The following is a 26524-nucleotide window of genomic DNA, read 5'->3' as shown; positions in this document are numbered from 1 at the left end:
CGCTCCGGCGATAATAGGCGCCGGTTGGCCAATGGCCTGGTGATATGGACGAGAGAAACAAGATGAAAAAGATTATGGGGAGCGCATTGGCGCTGCTGCTGGTTGGTTGTGCTGGTGACAATAACGGCGGTGAGGAGTATCGCTACAACCCGCCAATTGCCAAGGCAACCAACAACACTCAGGAAATGGCGATCCCGGTGGATCTGGTGTGGGCTCGCGCCGAGAAGTGGTTCACCGATCACGGCCTCACCATCGAAAACAGCCAGCGTGGCTCCGGCCTGATGACCGCCAACGTCAACCAGTCAGCCGACGGGCTGGAGTGGCTGGACTGCGGAACTATGGGTTCCAAAGTTGCACTGGGCAACCCGAACCTGCAGATCAACCTGATCATCACCCAGAGCGGCAACAGCAGCGTGGCCACGGTCAACGTCAAGGGCAACACAGAGCTGTTCTTCGTTGAATCCTCAGGCGAGCGCGTACCGGCCCCGTCCATCAAGCCGGTCTGTGTCTCCCGCGGCACCCTGGAGCAGAGCCTGTTTGCCACCCTCGGCAACTGATTTCTCTTCCCTGCAAAGATAAAAAAAGCGGCAGATTGCTCTGCCGCTTTTTTATTGCGTAGTTGTTAGTGCTTACTGTTTATCAATATCGAGCATGTTGTTGGCCAACATGTAATCGATCACCTGGCTAGCCGTTGCACCACTATTACCGGTCAGAGAGCCAAAAGTGTGACCAGACAACACAATCTCCTGGGTCACAGAACCACCCACCGAATCACTAACCTTGAGATGCACACCTTGGCTATCTGCAGACACAGACAACAGATTTTTAAGCAATGACTCTGTTTTAGACCCATCATGATCCAGCAGGTCACTCAGATCCAGCTTGTCGCGCAGCGTCGGATCACTCAGGCTCGGTTTGAAGTCCGTGACAGTATCAACCGTCAACTTACCTGATTCGGTATCCCCCTTGTTCCACACGAAGATATCCGCTCCATCGCCACCGGTCAGTATGTCGTTGCCCAGACCACCGCTCAGAGTATCGTTGCCCATGCCGCCGCTCAGAATATCGTTCCCGGCACCACCATCCAGCTTGTCGCTGCCGGTGCCGCCATAAAGGATATCCTTGCCATCGTCACCGTAGAGCTCATCGTCACCACCCTGGCCAAACAGGATATCGTCCCCCAGCCCCCCGTGCAGCTTGTCGTTGCCCCCCCGGGTATCGCCCGCCACATCAAATGAGTTGGCATTCCCCTTGATGTACTCGTAAAGCTCAAGGGAGCTGGGTGCATAACCGTTTTTCAAGGTCAGGAACTGGGTCAGACCATCCAGTCCCTTGCCATCAACCCAATCTGCCGGCTTGGCTGGGTTGCCAGCCGTGCCCCACGGCAGGTGATCAGTATTGATGGCATCCCCGAACAGGATATCGTTACCCGCGCCACCGTGCAGGACATCGGCCCCCACTTCGGCAGGAGTGTTGGTGGTCGAACTGCCGACCAGAACGGCCTTGAGCTGATCTGCCGTATTGATGATGTCGGGCTGACCAACTGGCGGACGCCCACCTATCACCTTATTCAAGTTATCGATCTTCAGGGTAGCCGTTCCTGAGCTTCCCCACTCGTTTATGGTAAAGACATAACGGTAATCGCCCGCAGCCAGCGCACCGCTGTTGATTGTCCCCACTGAGGTCACCGCAGCACCGATGTTTACCCAGGCAGTACCGTTCCAGCGTTGCAGCTGCACCGAGAAACTGTCTGCGGAGCCGACATCACTACCTTTGCTCAGGTCGAAGCGCAGACCGCTACCAGCCGCCAACGTCATTTTTTCGCTAGCAAATACCGACGCATCGTTTTTCGCATTGTCCGTCAATTCCAACCGACTACCGACCCTTGTGACACTCCCAAAGATATCGCCGGCTAGGCTCCAACTACTCGCGCTCCATGGCCCCGTATTGCTGGAAAAATCATTCAGTAACAGAGCATTCTCATATTTAGTGCCTGAGCCAGTCACCTGCGTATTGTCAAAATACTCCAGATTTTCCTTCTTCACGCCATTACCGATGCCGATCGCCTTGACCTCGCTTTGCCCGGACAAATGTCCAAATGCATCGATAGCCTTTTGCATCGCATCAGATTCAGATGCATTACTGTTCCCATTATAAGCTGTTGGATCACCATCGGTCAGGAAGTAAGTGACATTCTCAAAGGTCAATCCGGAACTGCTGCCAGGCTTGCTGTTAAACCACTGGGTAGCCTTGATAAAGGCATCCTCATAGTTGGTCGCACCGCCAGCAGACAACGAGCTGACCTTGTCGATAAATGACTGCACATTACTCTTGGACAGATCGCTAATCGTCAAGAGTGAACTTGCCCACTCATGAAAGCCTATGAGCGTCACGTTAACGACACCATCATGGTCCGCCAGCTGATTGGCCAACGCTTTCAGGGCGTTAATCGTCAACGTCATTCTGTCTTTACCCGTAGCAGGGTATTGGCTGCCATCCAATCCCCATTGCATGCTACCCGACGTATCAACGATCAGCGCGATATTGTAGTTTTTACCCGGTTCAACAGAGGTCTTGATACCACCTATATCTCCCAGCAATACATCATCACCACGCCCACCCTCGACAGGTTTGTCTGACGTACCATTGTCCCCATTCGGGTTAGTGGGCTTGACCATAAAGCCGGTATCCGCTTCGGTATATTTCACTTCACCGACTATCGGCTGACCATTCATGTCATACTCTTGCGAGCCTGCCACCACGGTCACCTTGATATTCTGGCTACCGACAGGCAACTCCACCTGCAGCGACAATTTCCCGTCTCTATCCAGCATGCTGGCCGGTACTTTCCAACTACCATCGGCTTGCAGTGTGCCACCCGAAAGCACAGTACCCTGTGGCAACCCCTTGATAGTCAACTCGGTAAAATGTTCGCTGCCATCGGTATCGATCAAATCGACATCAACCTTCAAGGTCGCCAGATCTGCCACCTTAGTCAGGTTGCCATCCTTGAACTCATACTTGCCATCTTGCAGATAAAGGGTCTCAACGCTGTAAAAATCATGGTAAGTCAAAGCACCGCTAATCGGGTCTTTATACACGAGACTGTAATCAAAGCTCTGTGAGCCACTAGGCTTAATCAGCTTGAGATCCTTCATCGAGCCCGGCATATAGGCCACATCCAGACCATCGCCACCATAATATGAGGTAGAGGCCTTCAAGCTCTGGGCAATCAGCGTATCGTTGCCGGCATCGCCATGTAGAGTGACCGACGCAACAGCATTTTTACCGCCAATCAATATGTCATCCCCATCGCCACCGATCAGATAATCAACATCACTCGCACCACCGATCAGAATATCATCCCCCACCCCGCCATCGGCCAGGAAGCTATCGCCACTGCCGTATTTGATGGTGTCATGGCCAACACCGCCTTGAACCCAGCCGCCATTACTGGAAACCAGATAATCATCTTTGTTAGTTGGCGACGTAGAAGGCGTCTTGCCATTCAGGCCGGACACAATCTGTTCCACCTTCACCGCTCCCGGCACAAACCCGCCACTCACCAGCTCAACCTTCAGCGTCACGCCGTCAACCACCGGCGTCATGGTCAGCGTCAGTGTCGAGCTCGCGCCGGTGTTGGTGGTGTAACCCACCACCGGCAGGGCTCCGGCGAAGTCTTTCACCGGCGTGAAGCTGTAGCTGCCATCACTGTTCACCACCAGGGTGCCCTTGCCCGCCAGCTCCACGGTCGCACCGTTGGCACCCACGGTGTAGTCGGTACCGTTCACGGTGATCTTGCTCACCGTCAGCGTGTTGTCCACGTCACTGTCGTTCGCCAGCAGACCACCAGCCTTGCCCACCACCAGCGGGGTGTCTTCGGTCACCGTGTTGCTGTCCGGCGCCACAACCGTCGCGTCGTCCACCGGCGTCATGGTCAGCGTCAGTGTCGAGCTCGCGCCGGTGTTGGTGGTGTAACCCACCACCGGCAGGGCTCCGGCGAAGTCTTTCACCGGCGTGAAGCTGTAGCTGCCATCACTGTTCACCACCAGGGTGCCCTTGCCCGCCAGCTCCACGGTCGCACCGTTGGCACCCACGGTGTAGTCGGTACCGTTCACGGTGATCTTGCTCACCGTCAGCGTGTTGTCCACGTCACTGTCGTTCGCCAGCAGACCACCAGCCTTGCCCACCACCAGCGGGGTGTCTTCGGTCACCATGTTGCTGTCCGGCGCCACAACCGTCGCGTCGTCCACCGGCGTCATGGTCAGCGTCAGTGTCGAGCTCGCGCCGGTGTTGGTGGTGTAACCCACCACCGGCAGGGCTCCGGCGAAGTCTTTCACCGGCGTGAAGCTGTAGCTGCCATCACTGTTCACCACCAGGGTGCCCTTGCCCGCCAGCTCCACGGTCGCACCGTTGGCACCCACGGTGTAGTCGGTACCGTTCACGGTGATCTTGCTCACCGTCAGCGTGTTGTCCACGTCACTGTCGTTCGCCAGCAGACCACCGGCCTTGCCCACCACCAGCGGGGTGTCTTCGGTCACCGTGTTGCTGTCCGGCGCCACAACCGTCGCGTCGTCCACCGGCGTCATGGTCAGCGTCAGTGTCGAGCTCGCGCCGGTGTTGGTGGTGTAACCCACCACCGGCAGGGCTCCGGCGAAGTCTTTCACCGGCGTGAAGCTGTAGCTGCCATCACTGTTCACCACCAGGGTGCCCTTGCCCGCCAGCTCCACGGTCGCACCGTTGGCACCCACGGTGTAGTCGGTACCGTTCACGGTGATCTTGCTCACCGTCAGCGTGTTGTCCACGTCACTGTCGTTCGCCAGCAGACCACCGGCCTTGCCCACCACCAGCGGGGTGTCTTCGGTCACCGTGTTGCTGTCCGGCGCCACAACCGTCGCGTCGTCCACCGGCGTCATGGTCAGCGTCAGTGTCGAGCTCGCGCCGGTGTTGGTGGTGTAACCCACCACCGGCAGGGCTCCGGCGAAGTCTTTCACCGGCGTGAAGCTGTAGCTGCCATCACTGTTCACCACCAGGGTGCCCTTGCCCGCCAGCTCCACGGTCGCACCGTTGGCACCCACGGTGTAGTCGGTACCGTTCACGGTGATCTTGCTCACCGTCAGCGTGTTGTCCACGTCACTGTCGTTCGCCAGCAGACCACCGGCCTTGCCCACCACCAGCGGGGTGTCTTCGGTCACCGTGTTGCTGTCCGGCGCCACAACCGTCGCGTCGTCCACCGGCGTCATGGTCAGCGTCAGTGTCGAGCTCGCGCCGGTGTTGGTGGTGTAACCCACCACCGGCAGGGCTCCGGCGAAGTCTTTCACCGGCGTGAAGCTGTAGCTGCCATCACTGTTCACCACCAGGGTGCCCTTGCCCACCAGCTCCACGGTCGCACCGTTGGCACCCACGGTGTAGTCGGTACCGTTCACGGTGATCTTGCTCACCGTCAGCGTGTTGTCCACGTCACTGTCGTTCGCCAGCAGACCACCGGCCTTGCCCACCACCAGCGGGGTGTCTTCGGTCACCGTGTTGCTGTCCGGCGCCACAACCGTCGCGTCGTCCACCGGCGTCATGGTCAGCGTCAGTGTCGAGCTCGCGCCGGTGTTGGTGGTGTAACCCACCACCGGCAGGGCTCCGGCGAAGTCTTTCACCGGCGTGAAGCTGTAGCTGCCATCACTGTTCACCACCAGGGTGCCCTTGCCCGCCAGCTCCACGGTCGCACCGTTGGCACCCACGGTGTAGTCGGTACCGTTCACGGTGATCTTGCTCACCGTCAGCGTGTTGTCCACGTCACTGTCGTTCGCCAGCAGACCACCAGCCTTGCCCACCACCAGCGGGGTGTCTTCGGTCACCGTGTTGCTGTCCGGCGCCACAACCGTCGCGTCGTCCACCGGCGTCATGGTCAGCGTCAGTGTCGAGCTCGCGCCGGTGTTGGTGGTGTAACCCACCACCGGCAGGGCTCCGGCGAAGTCTTTCACCGGCGTGAAGCTGTAGCTGCCATCACTGTTCACCACCAGGGTGCCCTTGCCCACCAGCTCCACGGTCGCACCGTTGGCACCCACGGTGTAGTCGGTACCGTTCACGGTGATCTTGCTCACCGTCAGCGTGTTGTCCACGTCACTGTCGTTCGCCAGCAGACCACCGGCCTTGCCCACCACCAGCGGGGTGTCTTCGGTCACCGTGTTGCTGTCCGGCGCCACAACCGTCGCGTCGTCCACCGGCGTCATGGTCAGCGTCAGTGTCGAGCTCGCGCCGGTGTTGGTGGTGTAACCCACCACCGGCAGGGCTCCGGCGAAGTCTTTCACCGGCGTGAAGCTGTAGCTGCCATCACTGTTCACCACCAGGGTGCCCTTGCCCGCCAGCTCCACGGTCGCACCGTTGGCACCCACGGTGTAGTCGGTACCGTTCACGGTGATCTTGCTCACCGTCAGCGTGTTGTCCACGTCACTGTCGTTCGCCAGCAGACCACCAGCCTTGCCCACCACCAGCGGGGTGTCTTCGGTCACCGTGTTGCTGTCCGGCGCCACAACCGTCGCGTCGTCCACCGGCGTCATGGTCAGCGTCAGTGTCGAGCTCGCGCCGGTGTTGGTGGTGTAACCCACCACCGGCAGGGCTCCGGCGAAGTCTTTCACCGGCGTGAAGCTGTAGCTGCCATCACTGTTCACCACCAGGGTGCCCTTGCCCGCCAGCTCCACGGTCGCACCGTTGGCACCCACGGTGTAGTCGGTACCGTTCACGGTGATCTTGCTCACCGTCAGCGTGTTGTCCACGTCACTGTCGTTCGCCAGCAGACCACCAGCCTTGCCCACCACCAGCGGGGTGTCTTCGGTCACCGTGTTGCTGTCCGGCGCCACAACCGTCGCGTCGTCCACCGGCGTCATGGTCAGCGTCAGTGTCGAGCTCGCGCCGGTGTTGGTGGTGTAACCCACCACCGGCAGGGCTCCGGCGAAGTCTTTCACCGGCGTGAAGCTGTAGCTGCCATCACTGTTCACCACCAGGGTGCCCTTGCCCGCCAGCTCCACGGTCGCACCGTTGGCACCCACGGTGTAGTCGGTACCGTTCACGGTGATCTTGCTCACCGTCAGCGTGTTGTCCACGTCACTGTCGTTCGCCAGCAGACCACCGGCCTTGCCCACCACCAGCGGGGTGTCTTCGGTCACCGTGTTGCTGTCCGGCGCCACAACCGTCGCGTCGTCCACCGGCGTCATGGTCAGCGTCAGTGTCGAGCTCGCGCCGGTGTTGGTGGTGTAACCCACCACCGGCAGGGCTCCGGCGAAGTCTTTCACCGGCGTGAAGCTGTAGCTGCCATCACTGTTCACCACCAGGGTGCCCTTGCCCGCCAGCTCCACGGTCGCACCGTTGGCACCCACGGTGTAGTCGGTACCGTTCACGGTGATCTTGCTCACCGTCAGCGTGTTGTCCACGTCACTGTCGTTCGCCAGCAGACCACCAGCCTTGCCCACCACCAGCGGGGTGTCTTCGGTCACCGTGTTGCTGTCCGGCGCCACAACCGTCGCGTCGTCCACCGGCGTCATGGTCAGCGTCAGTGTCGAGCTCGCGCCGGTGTTGGTGGTGTAACCCACCACCGGCAGGGCTCCGGCGAAGTCTTTCACCGGCGTGAAGCTGTAGCTGCCATCACTGTTCACCACCAGGGTGCCCTTGCCCGCCAGCTCCACGGTCGCACCGTTGGCACCCACGGTGTAGTCGGTACCGTTCACGGTGATCTTGCTCACCGTCAGCGTGTTGTCCACGTCACTGTCGTTCGCCAGCAGACCACCAGCCTTGCCCACCACCAGCGGGGTGTCTTCGGTCACCGTGTTGCTGTCCGGCGCCACAACCGTCGCGTCGTCCACCGGCGTCATGGTCAGCGTCAGTGTCGAGCTCGCGCCGGTGTTGGTGGTGTAACCCACCACCGGCAGGGCTCCGGCGAAGTCTTTCACCGGCGTGAAGCTGTAGCTGCCATCACTGTTCACCACCAGGGTGCCCTTGCCCGCCAGCTCCACGGTCGCACCGTTGGCACCCACGGTGTAGTCGGTACCGTTCACGGTGATCTTGCTCACCGTCAGCGTGTTGTCCACGTCACTGTCGTTCGCCAGCAGACCACCGGCCTTGCCCACCACCAGCGGGGTGTCTTCGGTCACCGTGTTGCTGTCCGGCGCCACAACCGTCGCGTCGTCCACCGGCGTCATGGTCAGCGTCAGTGTCGAGCTCGCGCCGGTGTTGGTGGTGTAACCCACCACCGGCAGGGCTCCGGCGAAGTCTTTCACCGGCGTGAAGCTGTAGCTGCCATCACTGTTCACCACCAGGGTGCCCTTGCCCGCCAGCTCCACGGTCGCACCGTTGGCACCCACGGTGTAGTCGGTACCGTTCACGGTGATCTTGCTCACCGTCAGCGTGTTGTCCACGTCACTGTCGTTCGCCAGCAGACCACCGGCCTTGCCCACCACCAGCGGGGTGTCTTCGGTCACCGTGTTGCTGTCCGGCGCCACAACCGTCGCGTCGTCCACCGGCGTCATGGTCAGCGTCAGTGTCGAGCTCGCGCCGGTGTTGGTGGTGTAACCCACCACCGGCAGGGCTCCGGCGAAGTCTTTCACCGGCGTGAAGCTGTAGCTGCCATCACTGTTCACCACCAGGGTGCCCTTGCCCGCCAGCTCCACGGTCGCACCGTTGGCACCCACGGTGTAGTCGGTACCGTTCACGGTGATCTTGCTCACCGTCAGCGTGTTGTCCACGTCACTGTCGTTCGCCAGCAGACCACCGGCCTTGCCCACCACCAGCGGGGTGTCTTCGGTCACCGTGTTGCTGTCCGGCGCCACAACCGTCGCGTCGTCCACCGGCGTCATGGTCAGCGTCAGTGTCGAGCTCGCGCCGGTGTTGGTGGTGTAACCCACCACCGGCAGGGCTCCGGCGAAGTCTTTCACCGGCGTGAAGCTGTAGCTGCCATCACTGTTCACCACCAGGGTGCCCTTGCCCACCAGCTCCACGGTCGCACCGTTGGCACCCACGGTGTAGTCGGTACCGTTCACGGTGATCTTGCTCACCGTCAGCGTGTTGTCCACGTCACTGTCGTTCGCCAGCAGACCACCGGCCTTGCCCACCACCAGCGGGGTGTCTTCGGTCACCGTGTTGCTGTCCGGCGCCACAACCGTCGCGTCGTCCACCGGCGTCATGGTCAGCGTCAGTGTCGAGCTCGCGCCGGTGTTGGTGGTGTAACCCACCACCGGCAGGGCTCCGGCGAAGTCTTTCACCGGCGTGAAGCTGTAGCTGCCATCACTGTTCACCACCAGGGTGCCCTTGCCCGCCAGCTCCACGGTCGCACCGTTGGCACCCACGGTGTAGTCGGTACCGTTCACGGTGATCTTGCTCACCGTCAGCGTGTTGTCCACGTCACTGTCGTTCGCCAGCAGACCACCAGCCTTGCCCACCACCAGCGGGGTGTCTTCGGTCACCGTGTTGCTGTCCGGCGCCACAACCGTCGCGTCGTCCACCGGCGTCATGGTCAGCGTCAGTGTCGAGCTCGCGCCGGTGTTGGTGGTGTAACCCACCACCGGCAGGGCTCCGGCGAAGTCTTTCACCGGCGTGAAGCTGTAGCTGCCATCACTGTTCACCACCAGGGTGCCCTTGCCCGCCAGCTCCACGGTCGCACCGTTGGCACCCACGGTGTAGTCGGTACCGTTCACGGTGATCTTGCTCACCGTCAGCGTGTTGTCCACGTCACTGTCGTTCGCCAGCAGACCACCGGCCTTGCCCACCACCAGCGGGGTGTCTTCGGTCACCGTGTTGCTGTCCGGCGCCACAACCGTCGCGTCGTCCACCGGCGTCATGGTCAGCGTCAGTGTCGAGCTCGCGCCGGTGTTGGTGGTGTAACCCACCACCGGCAGGGCTCCGGCGAAGTCTTTCACCGGCGTGAAGCTGTAGCTGCCATCACTGTTCACCACCAGGGTGCCCTTGCCCGCCAGCTCCACGGTCGCACCGTTGGCACCCACGGTGTAGTCGGTACCGTTCACGGTGATCTTGCTCACCGTCAGCGTGTTGTCCACGTCACTGTCGTTCGCCAGCAGACCACCAGCCTTGCCCACCACCAGCGGGGTGTCTTCGGTCACCGTGTTGCTGTCCGGCGCCACAACCGTCGCGTCGTCCACCGGCGTCATGGTCAGCGTCAGTGTCGAGCTCGCGCCGGTGTTGGTGGTGTAACCCACCACCGGCAGGGCTCCGGCGAAGTCTTTCACCGGCGTGAAGCTGTAGCTGCCATCACTGTTCACCACCAGGGTGCCCTTGCCCGCCAGCTCCACGGTCGCACCGTTGGCACCCACGGTGTAGTCGGTACCGTTCACGGTGATCTTGCTCACCGTCAGCGTGTTGTCCACGTCACTGTCGTTCGCCAGCAGACCACCAGCCTTGCCCACCACCAGCGGGGTGTCTTCGGTCACCGTGTTGCTGTCCGGCGCCACAACCGTCGCGTCGTCCACCGGCGTCATGGTCAGCGTCAGTGTCGAGCTCGCGCCGGTGTTGGTGGTGTAACCCACCACCGGCAGGGCTCCGGCGAAGTCTTTCACCGGCGTGAAGCTGTAGCTGCCATCACTGTTCACCACCAGGGTGCCCTTGCCCGCCAGCTCCACGGTCGCACCGTTGGCACCCACGGTGTAGTCGGTACCGTTCACGGTGATCTTGCTCACCGTCAGCGTGTTGTCCACGTCACTGTCGTTCGCCAGCAGACCACCGGCCTTGCCCACCACCAGCGGGGTGTCTTCGGTCACCGTGTTGCTGTCCGGCGCCACAACCGTCGCGTCGTCCACCGGCGTCATGGTCAGCGTCAGTGTCGAGCTCGCGCCGGTGTTGGTGGTGTAACCCACCACCGGCAGGGCTCCGGCGAAGTCTTTCACCGGCGTGAAGCTGTAGCTGCCATCACTGTTCACCACCAGGGTGCCCTTGCCCGCCAGCTCCACGGTCGCACCGTTGGCACCCACGGTGTAGTCGGTACCGTTCACGGTGATCTTGCTCACCGTCAGCGTGTTGTCCACGTCACTGTCGTTCGCCAGCAGACCACCAGCCTTGCCCACCACCAGCGGGGTGTCTTCGGTCACCGTGTTGCTGTCCGGCGCCACAACCGTCGCGTCGTCCACCGGCGTCATGGTCAGCGTCAGTGTCGAGCTCGCGCCGGTGTTGGTGGTGTAACCCACCACCGGCAGGGCTCCGGCGAAGTCTTTCACCGGCGTGAAGCTGTAGCTGCCATCACTGTTCACCACCAGGGTGCCCTTGCCCACCAGCTCCACGGTCGCACCGTTGGCACCCACGGTGTAGTCGGTACCGTTCACGGTGATCTTGCTCACCGTCAGCGTGTTGTCCACGTCACTGTCGTTCGCCAGCAGACCACCGGCCTTGCCCACCACCAGCGGGGTGTCTTCGGTCACCGTGTTGCTGTCCGGCGCCACAACCGTCGCGTCGTCCACCGGCGTCATGGTCAGCGTCAGTGTCGAGCTCGCGCCGGTGTTGGTGGTGTAACCCACCACCGGCAGGGCTCCGGCGAAGTCTTTCACCGGCGTGAAGCTGTAGCTGCCATCACTGTTCACCACCAGGGTGCCCTTGCCCGCCAGCTCCACGGTCGCACCGTTGGCACCCACGGTGTAGTCGGTACCGTTCACGGTGATCTTGCTCACCGTCAGCGTGTTGTCCACGTCACTGTCGTTCGCCAGCAGACCACCGGCCTTGCCCACCACCAGCGGGGTGTCTTCGGTCACCGTGTTGCTGTCCGGCGCCACAACCGTCGCGTCGTCCACCGGCGTCATGGTCAGCGTCAGTGTCGAGCTCGCGCCGGTGTTGGTGGTGTAACCCACCACCGGCAGGGCTCCGGCGAAGTCTTTCACCGGCGTGAAGCTGTAGCTGCCATCACTGTTCACCACCAGGGTGCCCTTGCCCGCCAGCTCCACGGTCGCACCGTTGGCACCCACGGTGTAGTCGGTACCGTTCACGGTGATCTTGCTCACCGTCAGCGTGTTGTCCACGTCACTGTCGTTCGCCAGCAGACCACCAGCCTTGCCCACCACCAGCGGGGTGTCTTCGGTCACCGTGTTGCTGTCCGGCGCCACAACCGTCGCGTCGTCCACCGGCGTCATGGTCAGCGTCAGTGTCGAGCTCGCGCCGGTGTTGGTGGTGTAACCCACCACCGGCAGGGCTCCGGCGAAGTCTTTCACCGGCGTGAAGCTGTAGCTGCCATCACTGTTCACCACCAGGGTGCCCTTGCCCGCCAGCTCCACGGTCGCACCGTTGGCACCCACGGTGTAGTCGGTACCGTTCACGGTGATCTTGCTCACCGTCAGCGTGTTGTCCACGTCACTGTCGTTCGCCAGCAGACCACCGGCCTTGCCCACCACCAGCGGGGTGTCTTCGGTCACCGTGTTGCTGTCCGGCGCCACAACCGTCGCGTCGTCCACCGGCGTCATGGTCAGCGTCAGTGTCGAGCTCGCGCCGGTGTTGGTGGTGTAACCCACCACCGGCAGGGCTCCGGCGAAGTCTTTCACCGGCGTGAAGCTGTAGCTGCCATCACTGTTCACCACCAGGGTGCCCTTGCCCACCAGCTCCACGGTCGCACCGTTGGCACCCACGGTGTAGTCGGTACCGTTCACGGTGATCTTGCTCACCGTCAGCGTGTTGTCCACGTCACTGTCGTTCGCCAGCAGACCACCGGCCTTGCCCACCACCAGCGGGGTGTCTTCGGTCACCGTGTTGCTGTCCGGCGCCACAACCGTCGCGTCGTCCACCGGCGTCATGGTCAGCGTCAGTGTCGAGCTCGCGCCGGTGTTGGTGGTGTAACCCACCACCGGCAGGGCTCCGGCGAAGTCTTTCACCGGCGTGAAGCTGTAGCTGCCATCACTGTTCACCACCAGGGTGCCCTTGCCCGCCAGCTCCACGGTCGCACCGTTGGCACCCACGGTGTAGTCGGTACCGTTCACGGTGATCTTGCTCACCGTCAGCGTGTTGTCCACGTCACTGTCGTTCGCCAGCAGACCACCAGCCTTGCCCACCACCAGCGGGGTGTCTTCGGTCACCGTGTTGCTGTCCGGCGCCACAACCGTCGCGTCGTCCACCGGCGTCATGGTCAGCGTCAGTGTCGAGCTCGCGCCGGTGTTGGTGGTGTAACCCACCACCGGCAGGGCTCCGGCGAAGTCTTTCACCGGCGTGAAGCTGTAGCTGCCATCACTGTTCACCACCAGGGTGCCCTTGCCCGCCAGCTCCACGGTCGCACCGTTGGCACCCACGGTGTAGTCGGTACCGTTCACGGTGATCTTGCTCACCGTCAGCGTGTTGTCCACGTCACTGTCGTTCGCCAGCAGACCACCGGCCTTGCCCACCACCAGCGGGGTGTCTTCGGTCACCGTGTTGCTGTCCGGCGCCACAACCGTCGCGTCGTCCACCGGCGTCATGGTCAGCGTCAGTGTCGAGCTCGCGCCGGTGTTGGTGGTGTAACCCACCACCGGCAGGGCTCCGGCGAAGTCTTTCACCGGCGTGAAGCTGTAGCTGCCATCACTGTTCACCACCAGGGTGCCCTTGCCCGCCAGCTCCACGGTCGCACCGTTGGCACCCACGGTGTAGTCGGTACCGTTCACGGTGATCTTGCTCACCGTCAGCGTGTTGTCCACGTCACTGTCGTTCGCCAGCAGACCACCGGCCTTGCCCACCACCAGCGGGGTGTCTTCGGTCACCGTGTTGCTGTCCGGCGCCACAACCGTCGCGTCGTCCACCGGCGTCATGGTCAGCGTCAGTGTCGAGCTCGCGCCGGTGTTGGTGGTGTAACCCACCACCGGCAGGGCTCCGGCGAAGTCTTTCACCGGCGTGAAGCTGTAGCTGCCATCACTGTTCACCACCAGGGTGCCCTTGCCCGCCAGCTCCACGGTCGCACCGTTGGCACCCACGGTGTAGTCGGTACCGTTCACGGTGATCTTGCTCACCGTCAGCGTGTTGTCCACGTCACTGTCGTTCGCCAGCAGACCACCGGCCTTGCCCACCACCAGCGGGGTGTCTTCGGTCACCGTGTTGCTGTCCGGCGCCACAACCGTCGCGTCGTCCACCGGCGTCATGGTCAGCGTCAGTGTCGAGCTCGCGCCGGTGTTGGTGGTGTAACCCACCACCGGCAGGGCTCCGGCGAAGTCTTTCACCGGCGTGAAGCTGTAGCTGCCATCACTGTTCACCACCAGGGTGCCCTTGCCCGCCAGCTCCACGGTCGCACCGTTGGCACCCACGGTGTAGTCGGTACCGTTCACGGTGATCTTGCTCACCGTCAGCGTGTTGTCCACGTCACTGTCGTTCGCCAGCAGACCACCAGCCTTGCCCACCACCAGCGGGGTGTCTTCGGTCACCGTGTTGCTGTCCGGCGCCACAACCGTCGCGTCGTCCACCGGCGTCATGGTCAGCGTCAGTGTCGAGCTCGCGCCGGTGTTGGTGGTGTAACCCACCACCGGCAGGGCTCCGGCGAAGTCTTTCACCGGCGTGAAGCTGTAGCTGCCATCACTGTTCACCACCAGGGTGCCCTTGCCCGCCAGCTCCACGGTCGCACCGTTGGCACCCACGGTGTAGTCGGTACCGTTCACGGTGATCTTGCTCACCGTCAGCGTGTTGTCCACGTCACTGTCGTTCGCCAGCAGACCACCGGCCTTGCCCACCACCAGCGGGGTGTCTTCGGTCACCGTGTTGCTGTCCGGCGCCACAACCGTCGCGTCGTCCACCGGCTTGACGGTGATGTTGACTTTGGCACTGTCGGTATCGCCGTCAACGTCTTCGGCCACATAGTTAAAGCTGATCTCACCGTTGAAGTCCTTGCCCGGCACAAAGCTGATGCTGCCATCCGCCGCAATCACGACATTGCCACCCTGTACCGCTATGGTCTGCGCCAGTCCGGTCAGCTCGACGCCGTTGATGGACTGAATTGCTAGCCCGCCATCCGGCGCCTTGTCGTTGGCCAGCAGGTTCAGGCTCACCGAGCCATCTTCGTTGACCTCGTACTCGTCATTGACTGCATCGACCGACTCATCAATATTCACGCTGCCATCGTCGGTCGCGGTGCCGGTGTTGCCGGCCGGATCGGTGACGCTGGCCGTTACTTGATAGCTGCCTTCCGCCAACGGAGTGGTGACATCCACGCTGTAACCACCACCCGGTTGCACGGTGGTAGTCAGGGTTTGCTGAGTGCCATTGGCATCGGTCACCACAAGAGTGACCGTGCTGCCTGGAACCGCATTGCTAGTACCAGTGATAGTCGGTGTGGTGTCATTGGTATTGTCAGGCGCATCGACGGTGATCGCTGGAGCCGTTACATCCACACTCCCTGAATCAGTCGCACTACCTGTATTCCCCGCAGGATCGGTCACTGTGGCTGTTACGGTATAAGAGCCTTCAGCCAAAGGGGTCACCACTTCCACGGTGAAGGTGCCAGTGGGTGTGACGATCGCGGTCAGGGTTTGTTGATTACCGTTTGCATCGGTAACCAGCAGGGTGACGATGCTGCCAACGGGAGCATCCGTGGTTCCGGTCAGGGTCGGAGTGGTGTCATTGGTGTTATCTGGCGCAACGACGGAAATGGTGGGCGGAGTCAGGTCAAATACTTCATCTTCGCCAGCAGCACCCAGCGGTGGCTCGCCATTGGTGTTGTAGGTGGTATCGAAAGTGGCTTCAGCAATGGTTGCGGAACCGGTACGGTCGATGGTGACAAAACCGCCGTTGCCACTGGCACCGGCGACGCCCCCAATACCGCCACCACCGGCGGCAGGTGCACCGCCTGCGGCGGAGGCTTCAAAGGCCTGGGTCGGGTCCGCGCCGCCCAAAATGGCCTGTTGTAGGGCACTGATATCATCAGGAGTACCTGCAGCGCCGTTTTGCGCCAGCTGGGGAGCATCTCCCTCTTCGGCAGGCTCACTCTGTTCGCTGGCTGGTTGCACAGTGAACGACTGTCCGCCGCCCATGAAACTAGCGCCATCCGGCGACATGATCACCGCCCCTTTCGGCAGCACATCACCTTCAGCCAACAGCTTCCGGCTGCCATCTGCGGCAACCAGATAAATTTGTCCTTTAAGTTGGGTTACGGTTACGCCCTGTTCCAAGGTAACGGCATTGGTGATCATGTTCTCTCCTGAATCCTGATTTGAATGCAATAAGCCACAGCCTACTTTGCAGACTGAGGGGGAAAATAACCAGCTCGAAAATTCGAAAGGATAGACCGATTTGAGGCTGAACTGTTCAGCCAGACAGAAGTGTGTAAAACGAGGTTACGAGAATGGCAAAAACCAAAATTATCAATAAATTACAGAATGATGACGGGAGCATGACAAGGCATGCTCCCGTCAGGATTAACCCTAGGCTCCCGCCCAGAGGATGATAGCCAGCAGCTGTGGCGAGATGATCCGCAGGAACATCACCAGCGGGTAGACAGTGGCGTATGAGAGCGCACTGGCGCCACTGGTCGGGTGCATGGCGTTGGCAAAGGCCAGCGCGGGAGGATCAGTCATAGAGCCGGCCAGCAAACCACACAGGGTGAGGTAGTTCATCTTGCCGTAGAGGCGCGCCAGCACACCGACCACCAGCAGCGGGATCAGGGTGATCGCCATGCCGTAGAGCATCCAGGCTGGGCCATCACCGTTGATCAGGGTATCAACGAAACCGGCACCGGACTTGAATCCGACCACCGCCAGAAACAGCACGATGCCGATCTCCCGCAGCGCCAGGTTGGCGCTGGGGGGCATAAACCAGTAGAGCTTGCCGATGCTGCCAATCCGCGACAGGATCAGCGCCACCACCAGCGGCCCACCCGCCAGACCCAATTTGAGAGCGGCCGGGAAACCGGGCAGGTAGAAGGGGATGGAACCGAGCAATACGCCAAGGCCAATCCCGATAAATACCGGCAACATCTGCACCTGCTGCAGTTTTTGCTGCACGTTGCCGACCACATTGGTGACAGCTTCGATGGCATCGAGGCGCCCCACCAGGTTGAGAATATCGCCAAACTGCAGGCTGGTCTGACTGGTCGGCACCAGTTCGATACCAGCTCGGTTGAGGCGCGAGATCACCACGTCATAGCGTTGTTTGATATCCAGATCGCGGATCTTCTTGCCAAGAACCTGCTCGTTGGTCACCACCACCCGCTCGACGCGCAGGTCGGTACCACGAGTCGAGAGCGAGGTCTCCACCTCCTCCCCCAACACCAGCAACACCTTGTGCAGCGCATGGCGCTCACCGACCAAGTGCAGCAAGTCACCCAGTTCGATACGGGATTCCGGCCGTGGCACCATCAGCTCGTCGCCACGCTTGAGCCGTGAACAGATGACATCGGACTCGTCGAGACTCGGGATCTCGCTCAGCATCAAGCCATGCATGTTGGGGTTGCGTACCGCGATGTTGATGGTCTGCAAGCTCTCCTTGGTTTTACCGGTTTGTAGCTCGAACTGGGCGGCTTCATCGTCGATCTTGATGCGAAAGAAGACCCTGACCAGCCACATGGTGAGCAAAATGCCACAGATACCAAACGGATAGGCAACCGCATAGCCCATCCCCATCAGGCCGGTAGAACCGGGCGCGGCGCCCAGCTCGGCCAGGATCTGCTGGCCCGCACCGAGGGATGGCGTATTGGTGACGGCACCGGAGAAGACCCCCAGAATGACCGGCAACGGCACATCGAAAAATTGATGCAAGCCAGCGGCCACCACGCAGCCAAGGATGACCAGCAAAGCGGCAAAGGCGTTGAGTTTGAGACCCGAACTGCGCAATGACGAGAAGAAACCCGGCCCGACCTGGATGCCGATGGTATAGACAAACAGGATCAGGCCAAATTCTTGAATAAAGTGAAGCGTTTGTGCATCCAGCGCGAGATCGGAGGCGCCTGCAAAGTGACCCACTATGATGCCGCCGAACAGCACCCCCCCTATCCCCAAGCCAACGCCATAGACTCGCCAGTTTCCCAGCCAGAGTCCTAGCACTGCCACCAGCGACAACATGCTGATGGAAAGCGCGATTTCACTCATTTCGTGCATCCTTTGCGAATTGAACTGGCCCTAGCTTGTCAGCAAACGCTGATGCCAACTGTGTGATACCGCACGAATTTATCCTTTTACGCGCTAAAAATACCAATTAAGGGCTAGTTGCAAGACGTTAGGCGACGTAGCCGTAAATGGCCATAAAGTGACAAACGCTGCCACCCAGCACAAAGAGATGCCAGATGGCGTGGTTATAGGGGATCTGCTTGGCCACATAGAAGATGACCCCGAGGCTGTAGATAAGGCCGCCAAGCCAGAGCAGCAGCAGCCCCTCACCGGCCAGATGGATATAGAGCTGGTAGATGACCACCAGCGACAGCCAACCCAGCATCAGGTAGGTAAAAAGCGACAACTTCTTGAAGCGGTTGATAAACACCAGCTTGAACACCACGCCAGCCAGCGCCAGGGCCCAGATCACCACCATCAACCCCTTCGCCAGCGGCGTGTCTAACGCGACTAGCAGGAAGGGGGTATAGGTGCCGGCAATCAGCAGATAGATGGCGCAGTGATCAAACACCTTGCACCAGCGTCTGGCCCGCCCTGACCCCATGCTGTGATAGAGGGTCGAGGCGAGATAGAGCAGCACCAGACTGCCGCCATAAAGGCTGTAGCTCACCAGCGCCTGTGTACCCTGACCCCATCCCTTGATGAGCAACAGCACCAGCCCGACAATCCCCAGCAACAATCCCGCACCGTGACTCAGCCGGTTTGCCAGCTCCTCCCGGGGGGAGTAATCCATCACACCACTCATAACATCGACTCCACAATAACTGTGGCTCACTCTACCCAGCGCCATTTCGGAGTACAAGTGTTCGCTTAAAAAATGGAGTGGCTGTCACCTGCCAACCTTTGGTGTATGCTCTGCCGCCGATGCCCGACAGAAGCGGCATAAACACCTACCCCGGTGACCTGGTCTGGAGAACCTGATGAAGTTGACTGAGCTGTTTGCACAAGCGGATCCCGCCTTTGGCGAGGCGATGAGCACCTTGCTGGAGACCTTCCACCACTCCGACGACAGTCAGGCCCCCTACCAGCGCGACCTGTTCACCCACCAGCTCGATCAATCCCGCATGCCTGCAGTCGGCCAACCTATCGAGGAGTATCTGGCGCGGCTGGCTACTCTGGTGCCTGGCGCCTCGCACCTCACCTCGCCACGCTACATGGGCCACATGACGGCGCCACTGCCGGCCTATACCGCCGAGCTGTCGCGCCTGCTGGTGATGCTCAACCAGAATCCGATGAAGATGGAGTCCTCCCGCCTGCTCAGCTTTCTGGAGCGGGAGGTGCTGGCCAAGCTGCACCGCCTCATCTATGGCAGGGACGATGCCTTCTACGGCGAGCAGATGCATGCCAAGGATGCCGCTCTCGGCGTCATGACCAGCGGCGGTACCATCGCCAACGTCACCGCCCTCTGGCTGGCCCGCAACCGCGCCTGCGGCGACAACCTGTTCGCCCTCTATGAGCAGGGCTATCGCGGCGCCGTCATTCTGGGTTCCCGGCTGATGCACTACTCCTTCGACAAGGGGATGGATCTGCTGGGACTGGGCGCCCGCAGTGTCTGGCGCCTTGAGACTGACGAACAGAACCGGCTCAGTCTGGCTGCGCTGGAGCAGGCGCTGCTCCAGTGCAAGGAACAGAAATTGAAAGTGCTGGCATTGGTCGGCGTGGCGGGCAGTACCGACTTTGGCTCCATCGACCCCCTGCCGGAGCTGGCGACCATCGCCGAGCGCGAGCAGATCCACTTCCACGTGGATGCCGCCTGGGGAGGCCCGACCCTCTTCTCCCCCCGCTATCAAAACCTGCTGGCCGGGATCGAGCGCGCAGATACCGTCACGCTGGATGGTCACAAGCAACTGCTGGTGCCGCTCGGTACCGGCATGCTGCTCTGCCGTCAGCCCGACCTGATGATGGCGGTCAAGCGAGAGGCGCCCTACGCCATCCGTGCCACCTCGTTCGATCAGGGTCGCTTTACCCTGGAGGGCACCCGCCCGGCCAATGCCCTCTATCTGGACGCCGCCTTCCAGCTCTTCGGCCAGCAAGGCTATGCCGAGCTTATCGAAGCCAACTACGACCGGGCCCGGCTGATGGCCGAGCTCATCACCAGCAATCCCGCCTTCGAGCTGATGTCTGCTCCGGTGATGAACCTGCTCTCCTATCGCTGCATCCCACCCCATCTGCAGGGCAAGGTGCTGGATGAGACGGCCAATGCGCAGATCAACGACTTCAACGTGTCCCTGCAAAAAGCCCAGCGGGCCGAGGGGCACAGCTTTGTCTCCCGCACCCAACGAGCGGTGGTACGCTACGGTGCCCAACCGCTCACCCTGCTGCGCGCCGTGCTGCTCAACCCTCTGATTGAAGAGCGCCATATCCGCGACCTGCTGGCCGATCAGCAGCGACTCGGGATCTCCATTGCACGCCAACTGTTTGGCGACAGCGCGGAACCGGCGTAAAAATGAGCGGTCTTATTCATTTGCCGTTGTCCGCCATGCAGGTAGACTGGGCGAAATTTGCAGGCCATCTTTGAGGACTAGGCGCCAGACATGAAGCAATTTATTGAATTTATTCCACTTATCGTTTTCTTCGCGGTCTACAAGTTCTACGACATCTACATGGCTACCGGCGCACTGGTAGTGGTCACCGGTCTGCAGCTCGCCTATAGCTGGATCCGCTATCGCAAAGTCGAGAAGATGCAGCTCTTTACCTTCCTGCTGGTCGGCTTCTTCGGCGGCCTCACAGTTTTCTTCCACGATGACACCTTCATCAAGTGGAAAGTGACTGTCATCAACGTGCTGTTCGCACTGGGTCTGCTCATCAGCCGCTACGGCTTTGGCAAGAATCTGATCAAACAGATGCTGGCCAAGGAGCTGCAAGCACCCGATAAGGTCTGGGACACAGTCAATCTCGGCTGGGTCGGCTTCTTTACCGTCTGTGGCCTGCTCAACCTCTACGTGGCGTTCAACCTGCCGCAAGAGATGTGGGTCAACTTCAAGGTGTTCGGTCTGCTGGGGATGACGCTGGTCTTTACCCTGCTGAGCGGCGTCTATCTCTATCGCCATATCCCTGCCGATCAGTTGTCCCAGCAAAAAGACGAACCCAAAAAATAACCCTCATCAGAAAAGGATTGTCTCATGTGGTATCTCATCTACTCCGAAGATGTTCAGGGCAGCCTGCCGCTGCGCAAGCAGGTTCGCCCCGCCCATCTGGCTCGCCTGCAAGCCCTGCAGGATGAGGGTCGGCTGCTGACAGCCGGCCCCAACCCGGCCATCGATGCCGAGGATCCGGCCGATGCCGGCTTTACCGGCAGCACCGTCATCGCCGAGTTTGCCTCGCAGGCGGACGCCCAGGCCTGGGCCGATGCCGATCCCTATGTGGCAGCTGGCGTCTATGCCAAAGTGACCATCAAGCCGTTCAAGAAAGTCTTTTAAAACTGCGTCAAATACAAAGAGGCCGGAGTGGGTATGCAACCCGCTCCGGCCTCTTTTTATTGGGCGATGCTCAGCGTACTTGCAAGGTCACGCCCTGGCGACAAACCAGGGGTTGAGGATGTCGGGCTTGTTATAGCGCAGCGGTGAACCATCGAGTCGGGTGACGCTGCCCCCCGCTCCCTCCAGCACCGCCTGCGCAGCGCCGGTATCCCACTCGCAGGTGGGTGCGAGGCGCGGATAGAGCTCGGCGCCCCCCTCGGCGATGATGCAGAACTTGAGCGAACTGCCCATGGAAACCAGCTCGATTTCACCAAAAGGAGCCAAGAAATCGAGGGTCTCCTGCGACAGGTGGTTGCGACTGCCCACCACCCGCCACGCCGTTCCTTCAGGATGAGGCCGGGTCTGGATGGACTCGTGCTTGCCATCGGCGATGCGCCAGGCGCCTACGCCCTTGCCGCCATACCAGAGCTTGTCCAGCACCGGCGCATAGACTAATCCCCAGCGCGGCGCCCCCTCTTCAATCAGCGCGATATTGACGGTGAACTCGCCGTTGCGGGAGACAAACTCCTTGGTGCCATCGAGGGGATCCACCAGCCAGTAGCGGGACCAGCCGTGGCGCGCCGCCATCACCTCGGGCCCCGACTCCTCCGACAATACGGAAATATCCGGAGTCAGCCGTGCCAACGCCTGAACGATCACCGCATGAGCCCCCTTGTCGGCTGCGGTCAGCGGACTCTCGTCACTCTTGTACTCCACCGCGAAGGGCTGGCTGTAGATGGCCATGATGGCCGCTCCCGCCGCACGGGCGACAGGTTCAAGTTCGGTGATATCGGGGTGGTACAGGGGATGATCCATAACAATCTCGTCCAACTCACAGGGTCAACCAGTGTAACCCTTTTGACATCAACTGCTTATAGCCGATTGTGCTGGGTTATTACAGCTCGGTGGCCGCCAACCCATTGCCCTCACTTGAACAACACCTGAAATAACAAAGGACGCCGTGGCGTCCCTTGTTATTTCTAGCGGCCGGTCTCAGGCCGCGGGCCTATTTTGCAACTCAGATCCCCTGACGGGCTTCCTGCATCAGCAGGCGCATATCGCTCACGGCCTTGGCCAGACCATCGAAGGCGGCGCGGCCGATGATGGCGTGGCCGATGTTGAGCTCATAGAGCTCGGGGATGGCGGCGATGGCCTTGACGTTGTGGTAGTGCAGGCCGTGACCGGCATTGACCTTCAAGCCCTTGCCAGCGGCATAGGAGGCGCCGGCGGCGATACGCTTGAACTCGGCGTTGCGCTCAGCATCGGTGGTGGCATCGGCGTAACGGCCGGTATGGATCTCGATAAAGGGGGCGCCACTCTCGGCAGCCGCATCGATCTGGATGGGATCGGCGTCGATAAAGAGGGATACCTGGGCACCCACAGCAGAGAGACGGGCAACGGCGTCAGTCACCTTGTCCAACTGGCCGGCCACGTCCAGACCACCCTCGGTGGTCACTTCGGTGCGCTTCTCCGGTACCAGACAGACGAAGTGGGGCTTGATGCGGCAGGCGATGCCGATCATCTCTTCGGTCACTGCCATCTCCAGGTTCATTCTGGTCTGGATAGTTTGGCGCAGGATCGCCACATCGCGGTCGGTGATGTGGCGGCGATCTTCACGCAGATGCACGGTAATGCCATCGGCACCGGCCTGTTCGGCCACGAACGCGGCCTGTACCGGATCCGGATACTGGGTGCCACGGGCGTTGCGCAGAGTCGCGATATGGTCGATGTTCACACCCAGATAGATTTCACTCATTGAGAACTCCTTGAAAGGCTTCATCTGTTGACTGCGCGGTCAGTGAATCACACCGCGCCAATATCCGTATGTCTGTAATCTGTGTCAGCCTTGCATACTGGCTTTGCGTTTTAAAAACAGCTCCCGGCTCTTTAGCTGGCGCTTGCCCAGATAGGGTTGCAGTGCCAATCGGCTGAAACGTTTGGCCGCCTGCAGCAAGGGAGGGGTATCGAAACGTCCCTCGGCAAAGGCGAGCAGGTGGGCACCGAGAAACAGGGTACGGGGATCCGGCGCCCGCTCGCAAGCAACAAAGCCCAATTCACGCTCGAAGCCATAGAGCAGGGTCGGCTCGATGGGCGACTCGTCGTCCGCCGTGTATTCGAAATCCACCGCATAGCCGAGCGCCTGCAACAGCAGGAACTCGAAGCGGCGCAGCGGCAGCTCCGGCGTCTCGCCATCGGCCAGCGCCATGATGGCACGAGCATAGGCGTCGAATACTTCGGGGAACGGGGTGTGAGCTTCCAGCAGGTAGTAGACCAACTCGTTGAGATAGAGGCCGTAGAAGAGGCGATCGCCGCCGAGACGCAGGGAGTGATCCGGGCATTCGACCTGGGTGAGGTTCTTGAGATCGCCCTTGCCGCGCCAGGCGATGGTGAGCAGGGTAAAGGGTTGCAGCAGCCCCTTGAGAGGGGAGCGTGGCCCGCGAGAACCGCGAGCCACCAGAGTAAATCGGCCATTATCCTGGGTGAAGACCTCGACCAGCTGGCTGGTCTCCCGATAGGGCCGACTGTGGATGACGAAAGCCGGTGTCAGCAATCAGTCGTCGCCATACCCGAGGCTGCGCAGGGCGCGCTCATCATCAGCCCAGCCCGACTTGACCTTGACCCACAGCTCGAGGTGCACCTTGTTCTGGAACAGACGCTCCATGTCGAGGCGCGCTTCGGTGCCGATGGTTTTGATCTTCTCGCCCTTGTTGCCGATGACCATCTTCTTCTGGCCATCGCGCTCGACCAGGATCAGGCCGTGGATGTGATAGAGGCCGTTCTCTTCCACCTTGAAGCGCTCGATCTCCACCGTCACCGAGTAGGGCAGCTCCTCGCCGGTGAAGCGCATCAGCTTCTCGCGGATGATTTCGGAGGCCATAAAGCGGGAGGAGCGGTCGGTCACGTAATCTTCCGGGAAGAAGTGGACGTTTTCCGGCAGCAGATCCTTGGCCCACTCGCGGATCTTCTCCACGTTGGTGCCCTTTTCGGCACTGATGGGCAGAATATGGGCGAAGTTCATCTGTTGGCCCAGCCACTCGAGGTGGGGCAGCAGATCTTCTTTCTCTTTGACGTTGTCAATCTTGTTGACCGCCAGCACCACCGGGCACTTGAGATTGCGCAGCTTGCCCAGCACCATCTCGTCATCTTTGGTCCAGTGGGTACCGTCGACCATGAACACCACCATGGCCACATCACCCAGCGAACTGGTGGCGGCACGGTTCATCAGGCGGTTGATGGCCCGTTTCTCTTCAATGTGCAGACCCGGGGTGTCGACATAGATGGTCTGGTAGTTATCCTCGGTGTCGATCCCCAAAATCCGGTGACGGGTGGTTTGGGGCTTCTTCGAGGTGATGCTGACCTTCTGGCCAAGCAGCTTGTTGAGCAGGGTGGACTTGCCCACATTCGGTCGGCCCACGATGGCGACAAAGCCGCAGTAGGTGGTATCTGTCATGACAGTTTTTCCAATGCTTGCTGCGCCGCGGCCTGCTCGGCCTTGCGACGGCTGGTGCCGACCCCGACGAGGGGACCATCCAGACCTTCCACGTCACACTGGACGGTGAACTCCTGGTTGTGGGCCTCGCCCTTGACGTTGGTCACGGTGTAGGTCGGCAGGGATTTGCGGCTTCCCTGCAAAATTTCTTGCAGACGGGTCTTGGGATCTTTCTGCTCGATGCCCGGCTTGATCTCTTCCAGGCGGCTGGCATACCAGCTCAGCAGCAGTGTCCGCACCGTCTCAAGATTGGTATCCAGATAGACGGCACCGATCACCGCCTCGACCGTGTCGGCCAGAATGGATTCGCGGCGAAAACCGCCGCTCTTGAGTTCGCCGGGGCCGAGGATCAGGTGATCCCCGAGGTCAAACTCCCGGCCCAGTTCGGCCAGGGTCTTCTCGCGCACCAGGGTGGCGCGCATCCGGCTGAGATCCCCTTCCGCCGCTTGCGGGAAGCGGTGGAACAGATCATCGGCAATCACCAGACTCAAAATCGAGTCACCCAGAAATTCCAGTCGCTCATTGTGACGGGAACCGGCGCTGCGGTGAGTCAGCGCGCGGGTCAGCAGTTCCAGATCCGCAAAGACATGCCCGAGACGGGACTGCAGTCTGTTCATCTTGATATTCATTTACTTGATTCCGCCAATGCGGTTGAAGCGCACACCTGTCGGTACCCAACTTGGCAGCAGGGAGCCTTCTTCGCGCTCGAATTCAAAACTTATCCAGATAGCGACCGCCTTGCCGACCAGATTCTGCTCGGGCACAAAGCCCCAGAAGCGGCTGTCGGTGCTGTTGTCGCGGTTGTCGCCCATTACGAAATACTGGCCTTCCGGTACCACCCACTCGTCGGGGTAGGTGCCGGGCTGGCGATAGTAACGGCCAACCATGTCGGGCATCAGCGGATTGCGCAGGGTCTCGTGGGAGACATCACCCAACTGCTCGGTATAGCGGTCAAGGGGGATCCCCATCTGGGTAAATTCGCCTCTTTGTTCAAACTTGACGTCGAGCTTCTTGAAGCCCGGGCACGTTTTCCCTTCCTGCTCTTCGCACTTGGGCCGGATCATCAGCTCCTTGTTGCGATAGATGACCCGATCACCCGGCATGCCGACCACCCGCTTGATGTAGTCAACGCGCGGTTCAAGGGGATACTTGAATACCACCACGTCGCCACGCTTGGGCTCGCCAGTCTCGAGGAACTTGGTGTTGGTCACCGGGTCCCGCAGACCATAGGCAAACTTTTCCACCAGGATGAAGTCGCCCACCAGCAGGGTGGGCATCATGGAACCTGACGGGATCTGGAACGGTTCAAAAATGAACGAACGCAGGATCAGCACAAAGGTGATGACCGGGAAGACCCCGGCGGTCTGTTCAATCCAGACCGGTACGGGGGCGACCTTGGCCAGGGTCTTCTCATCCAGGTGGGCACCGCCATGGGCACGAGCCACGGCAATCTTGGCGGCGCGCTGCTTGGACCAAATCATCTTGTCCAGACACCAGATAACACCGGTGATCGCGCAGACCACCACCAGGATCAGGGAAAACGTGCTTGCCATCTA

General features: G+C 60.8%; 13 protein-coding genes. 4 read left to right on the top strand and 9 right to left on the bottom strand.

Going from position 1 to position 26524, the window contains the following annotated elements; all coding sequences use genetic code 11:
- The first annotated feature begins 62 nt into the window (after positions 1–62).
- On the top strand, positions 63–557 hold the full coding sequence (locus ACTG2T_RS14000) for a hypothetical protein (protein WP_005335330.1): 495 nt from the start codon (positions 63–65) through the stop codon (positions 555–557).
- A 72-nt stretch (positions 558–629) separates the two neighbouring features.
- Here the strand turns inward: ACTG2T_RS14000 and ACTG2T_RS13995 are convergent, their stop codons facing one another.
- From ACTG2T_RS13995 to trhA, 3 genes are all read right to left on the bottom strand, one after another.
- Entirely contained in the window at positions 630–16109 is a 15480-nt protein-coding gene (locus ACTG2T_RS13995) for a retention module-containing protein (protein WP_439973794.1), read from the bottom strand.
- A gap of 231 nt (positions 16110–16340) precedes the next feature.
- Positions 16341–18002: a putative transporter gene (locus ACTG2T_RS13990; protein WP_005335335.1), complete on the bottom strand. Its 1662-nt coding sequence runs from the start codon at positions 18000–18002 to the stop codon at positions 16341–16343.
- Between the two features lie 127 nt (positions 18003–18129).
- Positions 18130–18765, bottom strand: coding sequence for a PAQR family membrane homeostasis protein TrhA (gene trhA / locus ACTG2T_RS13985; RefSeq protein WP_323894187.1), 636 nt, complete (start codon positions 18763–18765; stop codon positions 18130–18132).
- Positions 18766–18940: 175 nt separating this feature from the next.
- Here trhA and ACTG2T_RS13980 point away from each other — a divergent pair, with 175 nt between their 5' ends.
- From ACTG2T_RS13980 to ACTG2T_RS13970, 3 genes are all read left to right on the top strand, one after another.
- A complete protein-coding gene (locus tag ACTG2T_RS13980) occupies positions 18941–20464 on the top strand; it encodes an aminotransferase class V-fold PLP-dependent enzyme (RefSeq protein WP_216950234.1) in 1524 nt (507 codons plus the stop codon).
- A 90-nt stretch (positions 20465–20554) separates the two neighbouring features.
- The gene (locus tag ACTG2T_RS13975; RefSeq protein ID WP_042080054.1) at positions 20555–21118 is read left to right on the top strand and encodes a septation protein A; all 564 of its coding nucleotides are present in this window, start codon (positions 20555–20557) and stop codon (positions 21116–21118) included.
- Positions 21119–21142: 24 nt separating this feature from the next.
- Positions 21143–21439 carry a YciI family protein gene (locus tag ACTG2T_RS13970; protein WP_033112808.1) on the top strand — a complete coding sequence of 99 codons (297 nt, stop codon included), beginning with the start codon at positions 21143–21145 and terminating at the stop codon, positions 21437–21439.
- Between the two features lie 87 nt (positions 21440–21526).
- Here ACTG2T_RS13970 and cysQ read toward each other — a convergent pair whose 3' ends face one another.
- The 6 genes from cysQ to lepB all read right to left on the bottom strand — a co-directional run bounded on the left by cysQ (position 21527) and on the right by lepB (position 26521).
- Positions 21527–22294, bottom strand: a complete 768-nt coding sequence (cysQ, locus tag ACTG2T_RS13965; protein ID WP_409012765.1) for a 3'(2'),5'-bisphosphate nucleotidase CysQ — start codon at positions 22292–22294, stop codon at positions 21527–21529.
- A gap of 202 nt (positions 22295–22496) precedes the next feature.
- Positions 22497–23234 carry a pyridoxine 5'-phosphate synthase gene (gene pdxJ, locus ACTG2T_RS13960; protein WP_330125676.1) on the bottom strand — a complete coding sequence of 246 codons (738 nt, stop codon included), beginning with the start codon at positions 23232–23234 and terminating at the stop codon, positions 22497–22499.
- Positions 23235–23318: 84 nt separating this feature from the next.
- Positions 23319–24029: a DNA repair protein RecO gene (gene recO / locus ACTG2T_RS13955; protein WP_330125677.1), complete on the bottom strand. Its 711-nt coding sequence runs from the start codon at positions 24027–24029 to the stop codon at positions 23319–23321.
- A complete protein-coding gene (gene era / locus ACTG2T_RS13950) occupies positions 24030–24929 on the bottom strand; it encodes a GTPase Era (protein WP_005335393.1) in 900 nt (299 codons plus the stop codon).
- Entirely contained in the window at positions 24926–25597 is a 672-nt protein-coding gene (gene rnc / locus ACTG2T_RS13945; RefSeq protein ID WP_005335394.1) for a ribonuclease III, read from the bottom strand. The genes era and rnc overlap by 4 nt, the downstream gene beginning before the upstream one ends.
- Positions 25598–26521 carry a signal peptidase I gene (gene lepB, locus ACTG2T_RS13940; protein ID WP_005335395.1) on the bottom strand — a complete coding sequence of 308 codons (924 nt, stop codon included), beginning with the start codon at positions 26519–26521 and terminating at the stop codon, positions 25598–25600.
- Positions 26522–26524: the final 3 nt, after the last annotated feature.

This window comes from Aeromonas sp. 75A (assembly GCF_051919425.1).
GTDB classification, from domain to species: domain Bacteria; phylum Pseudomonadota; class Gammaproteobacteria; order Enterobacterales; family Aeromonadaceae; genus Aeromonas; species Aeromonas veronii.
Note: the sequence above shows the minus strand (reverse complement) of the source record. Positions and strands in the feature narration are given on the sequence as shown.

What these genes read in the sequence shown, in the direction of transcription:
- ACTG2T_RS14000 (WP_005335330.1), top strand. Translation starts at nt 63, where the DNA reads ATGAAAAAGATTATGGGGAGCGCATTGGCGCTGCTGCTGGTTGGTTGT.
- ACTG2T_RS13995 (WP_439973794.1), bottom strand. Translation starts at nt 16,109, where the DNA reads ATGATCACCAATGCCGTTACCTTGGAACAGGGCGTAACCGTAACCCAA.
- ACTG2T_RS13990 (WP_005335335.1), bottom strand. Translation starts at nt 18,002, where the DNA reads ATGAGTGAAATCGCGCTTTCCATCAGCATGTTGTCGCTGGTGGCAGTG.
- trhA (WP_323894187.1), bottom strand. Translation starts at nt 18,765, where the DNA reads ATGAGTGGTGTGATGGATTACTCCCCCCGGGAGGAGCTGGCAAACCGG.
- ACTG2T_RS13980 (WP_216950234.1), top strand. Translation starts at nt 18,941, where the DNA reads ATGAAGTTGACTGAGCTGTTTGCACAAGCGGATCCCGCCTTTGGCGAG.
- ACTG2T_RS13975 (WP_042080054.1), top strand. Translation starts at nt 20,555, where the DNA reads ATGAAGCAATTTATTGAATTTATTCCACTTATCGTTTTCTTCGCGGTC.
- ACTG2T_RS13970 (WP_033112808.1), top strand. Translation starts at nt 21,143, where the DNA reads ATGTGGTATCTCATCTACTCCGAAGATGTTCAGGGCAGCCTGCCGCTG.
- cysQ (WP_409012765.1), bottom strand. Translation starts at nt 22,294, where the DNA reads ATGGATCATCCCCTGTACCACCCCGATATCACCGAACTTGAACCTGTC.
- pdxJ (WP_330125676.1), bottom strand. Translation starts at nt 23,234, where the DNA reads ATGAGTGAAATCTATCTGGGTGTGAACATCGACCATATCGCGACTCTG.
- era (WP_005335393.1), bottom strand. Translation starts at nt 24,929, where the DNA reads ATGACAGATACCACCTACTGCGGCTTTGTCGCCATCGTGGGCCGACCG.
- rnc (WP_005335394.1), bottom strand. Translation starts at nt 25,597, where the DNA reads ATGAATATCAAGATGAACAGACTGCAGTCCCGTCTCGGGCATGTCTTT.
- lepB (WP_005335395.1), bottom strand. Translation starts at nt 26,521, where the DNA reads ATGGCAAGCACGTTTTCCCTGATCCTGGTGGTGGTCTGCGCGATCACC.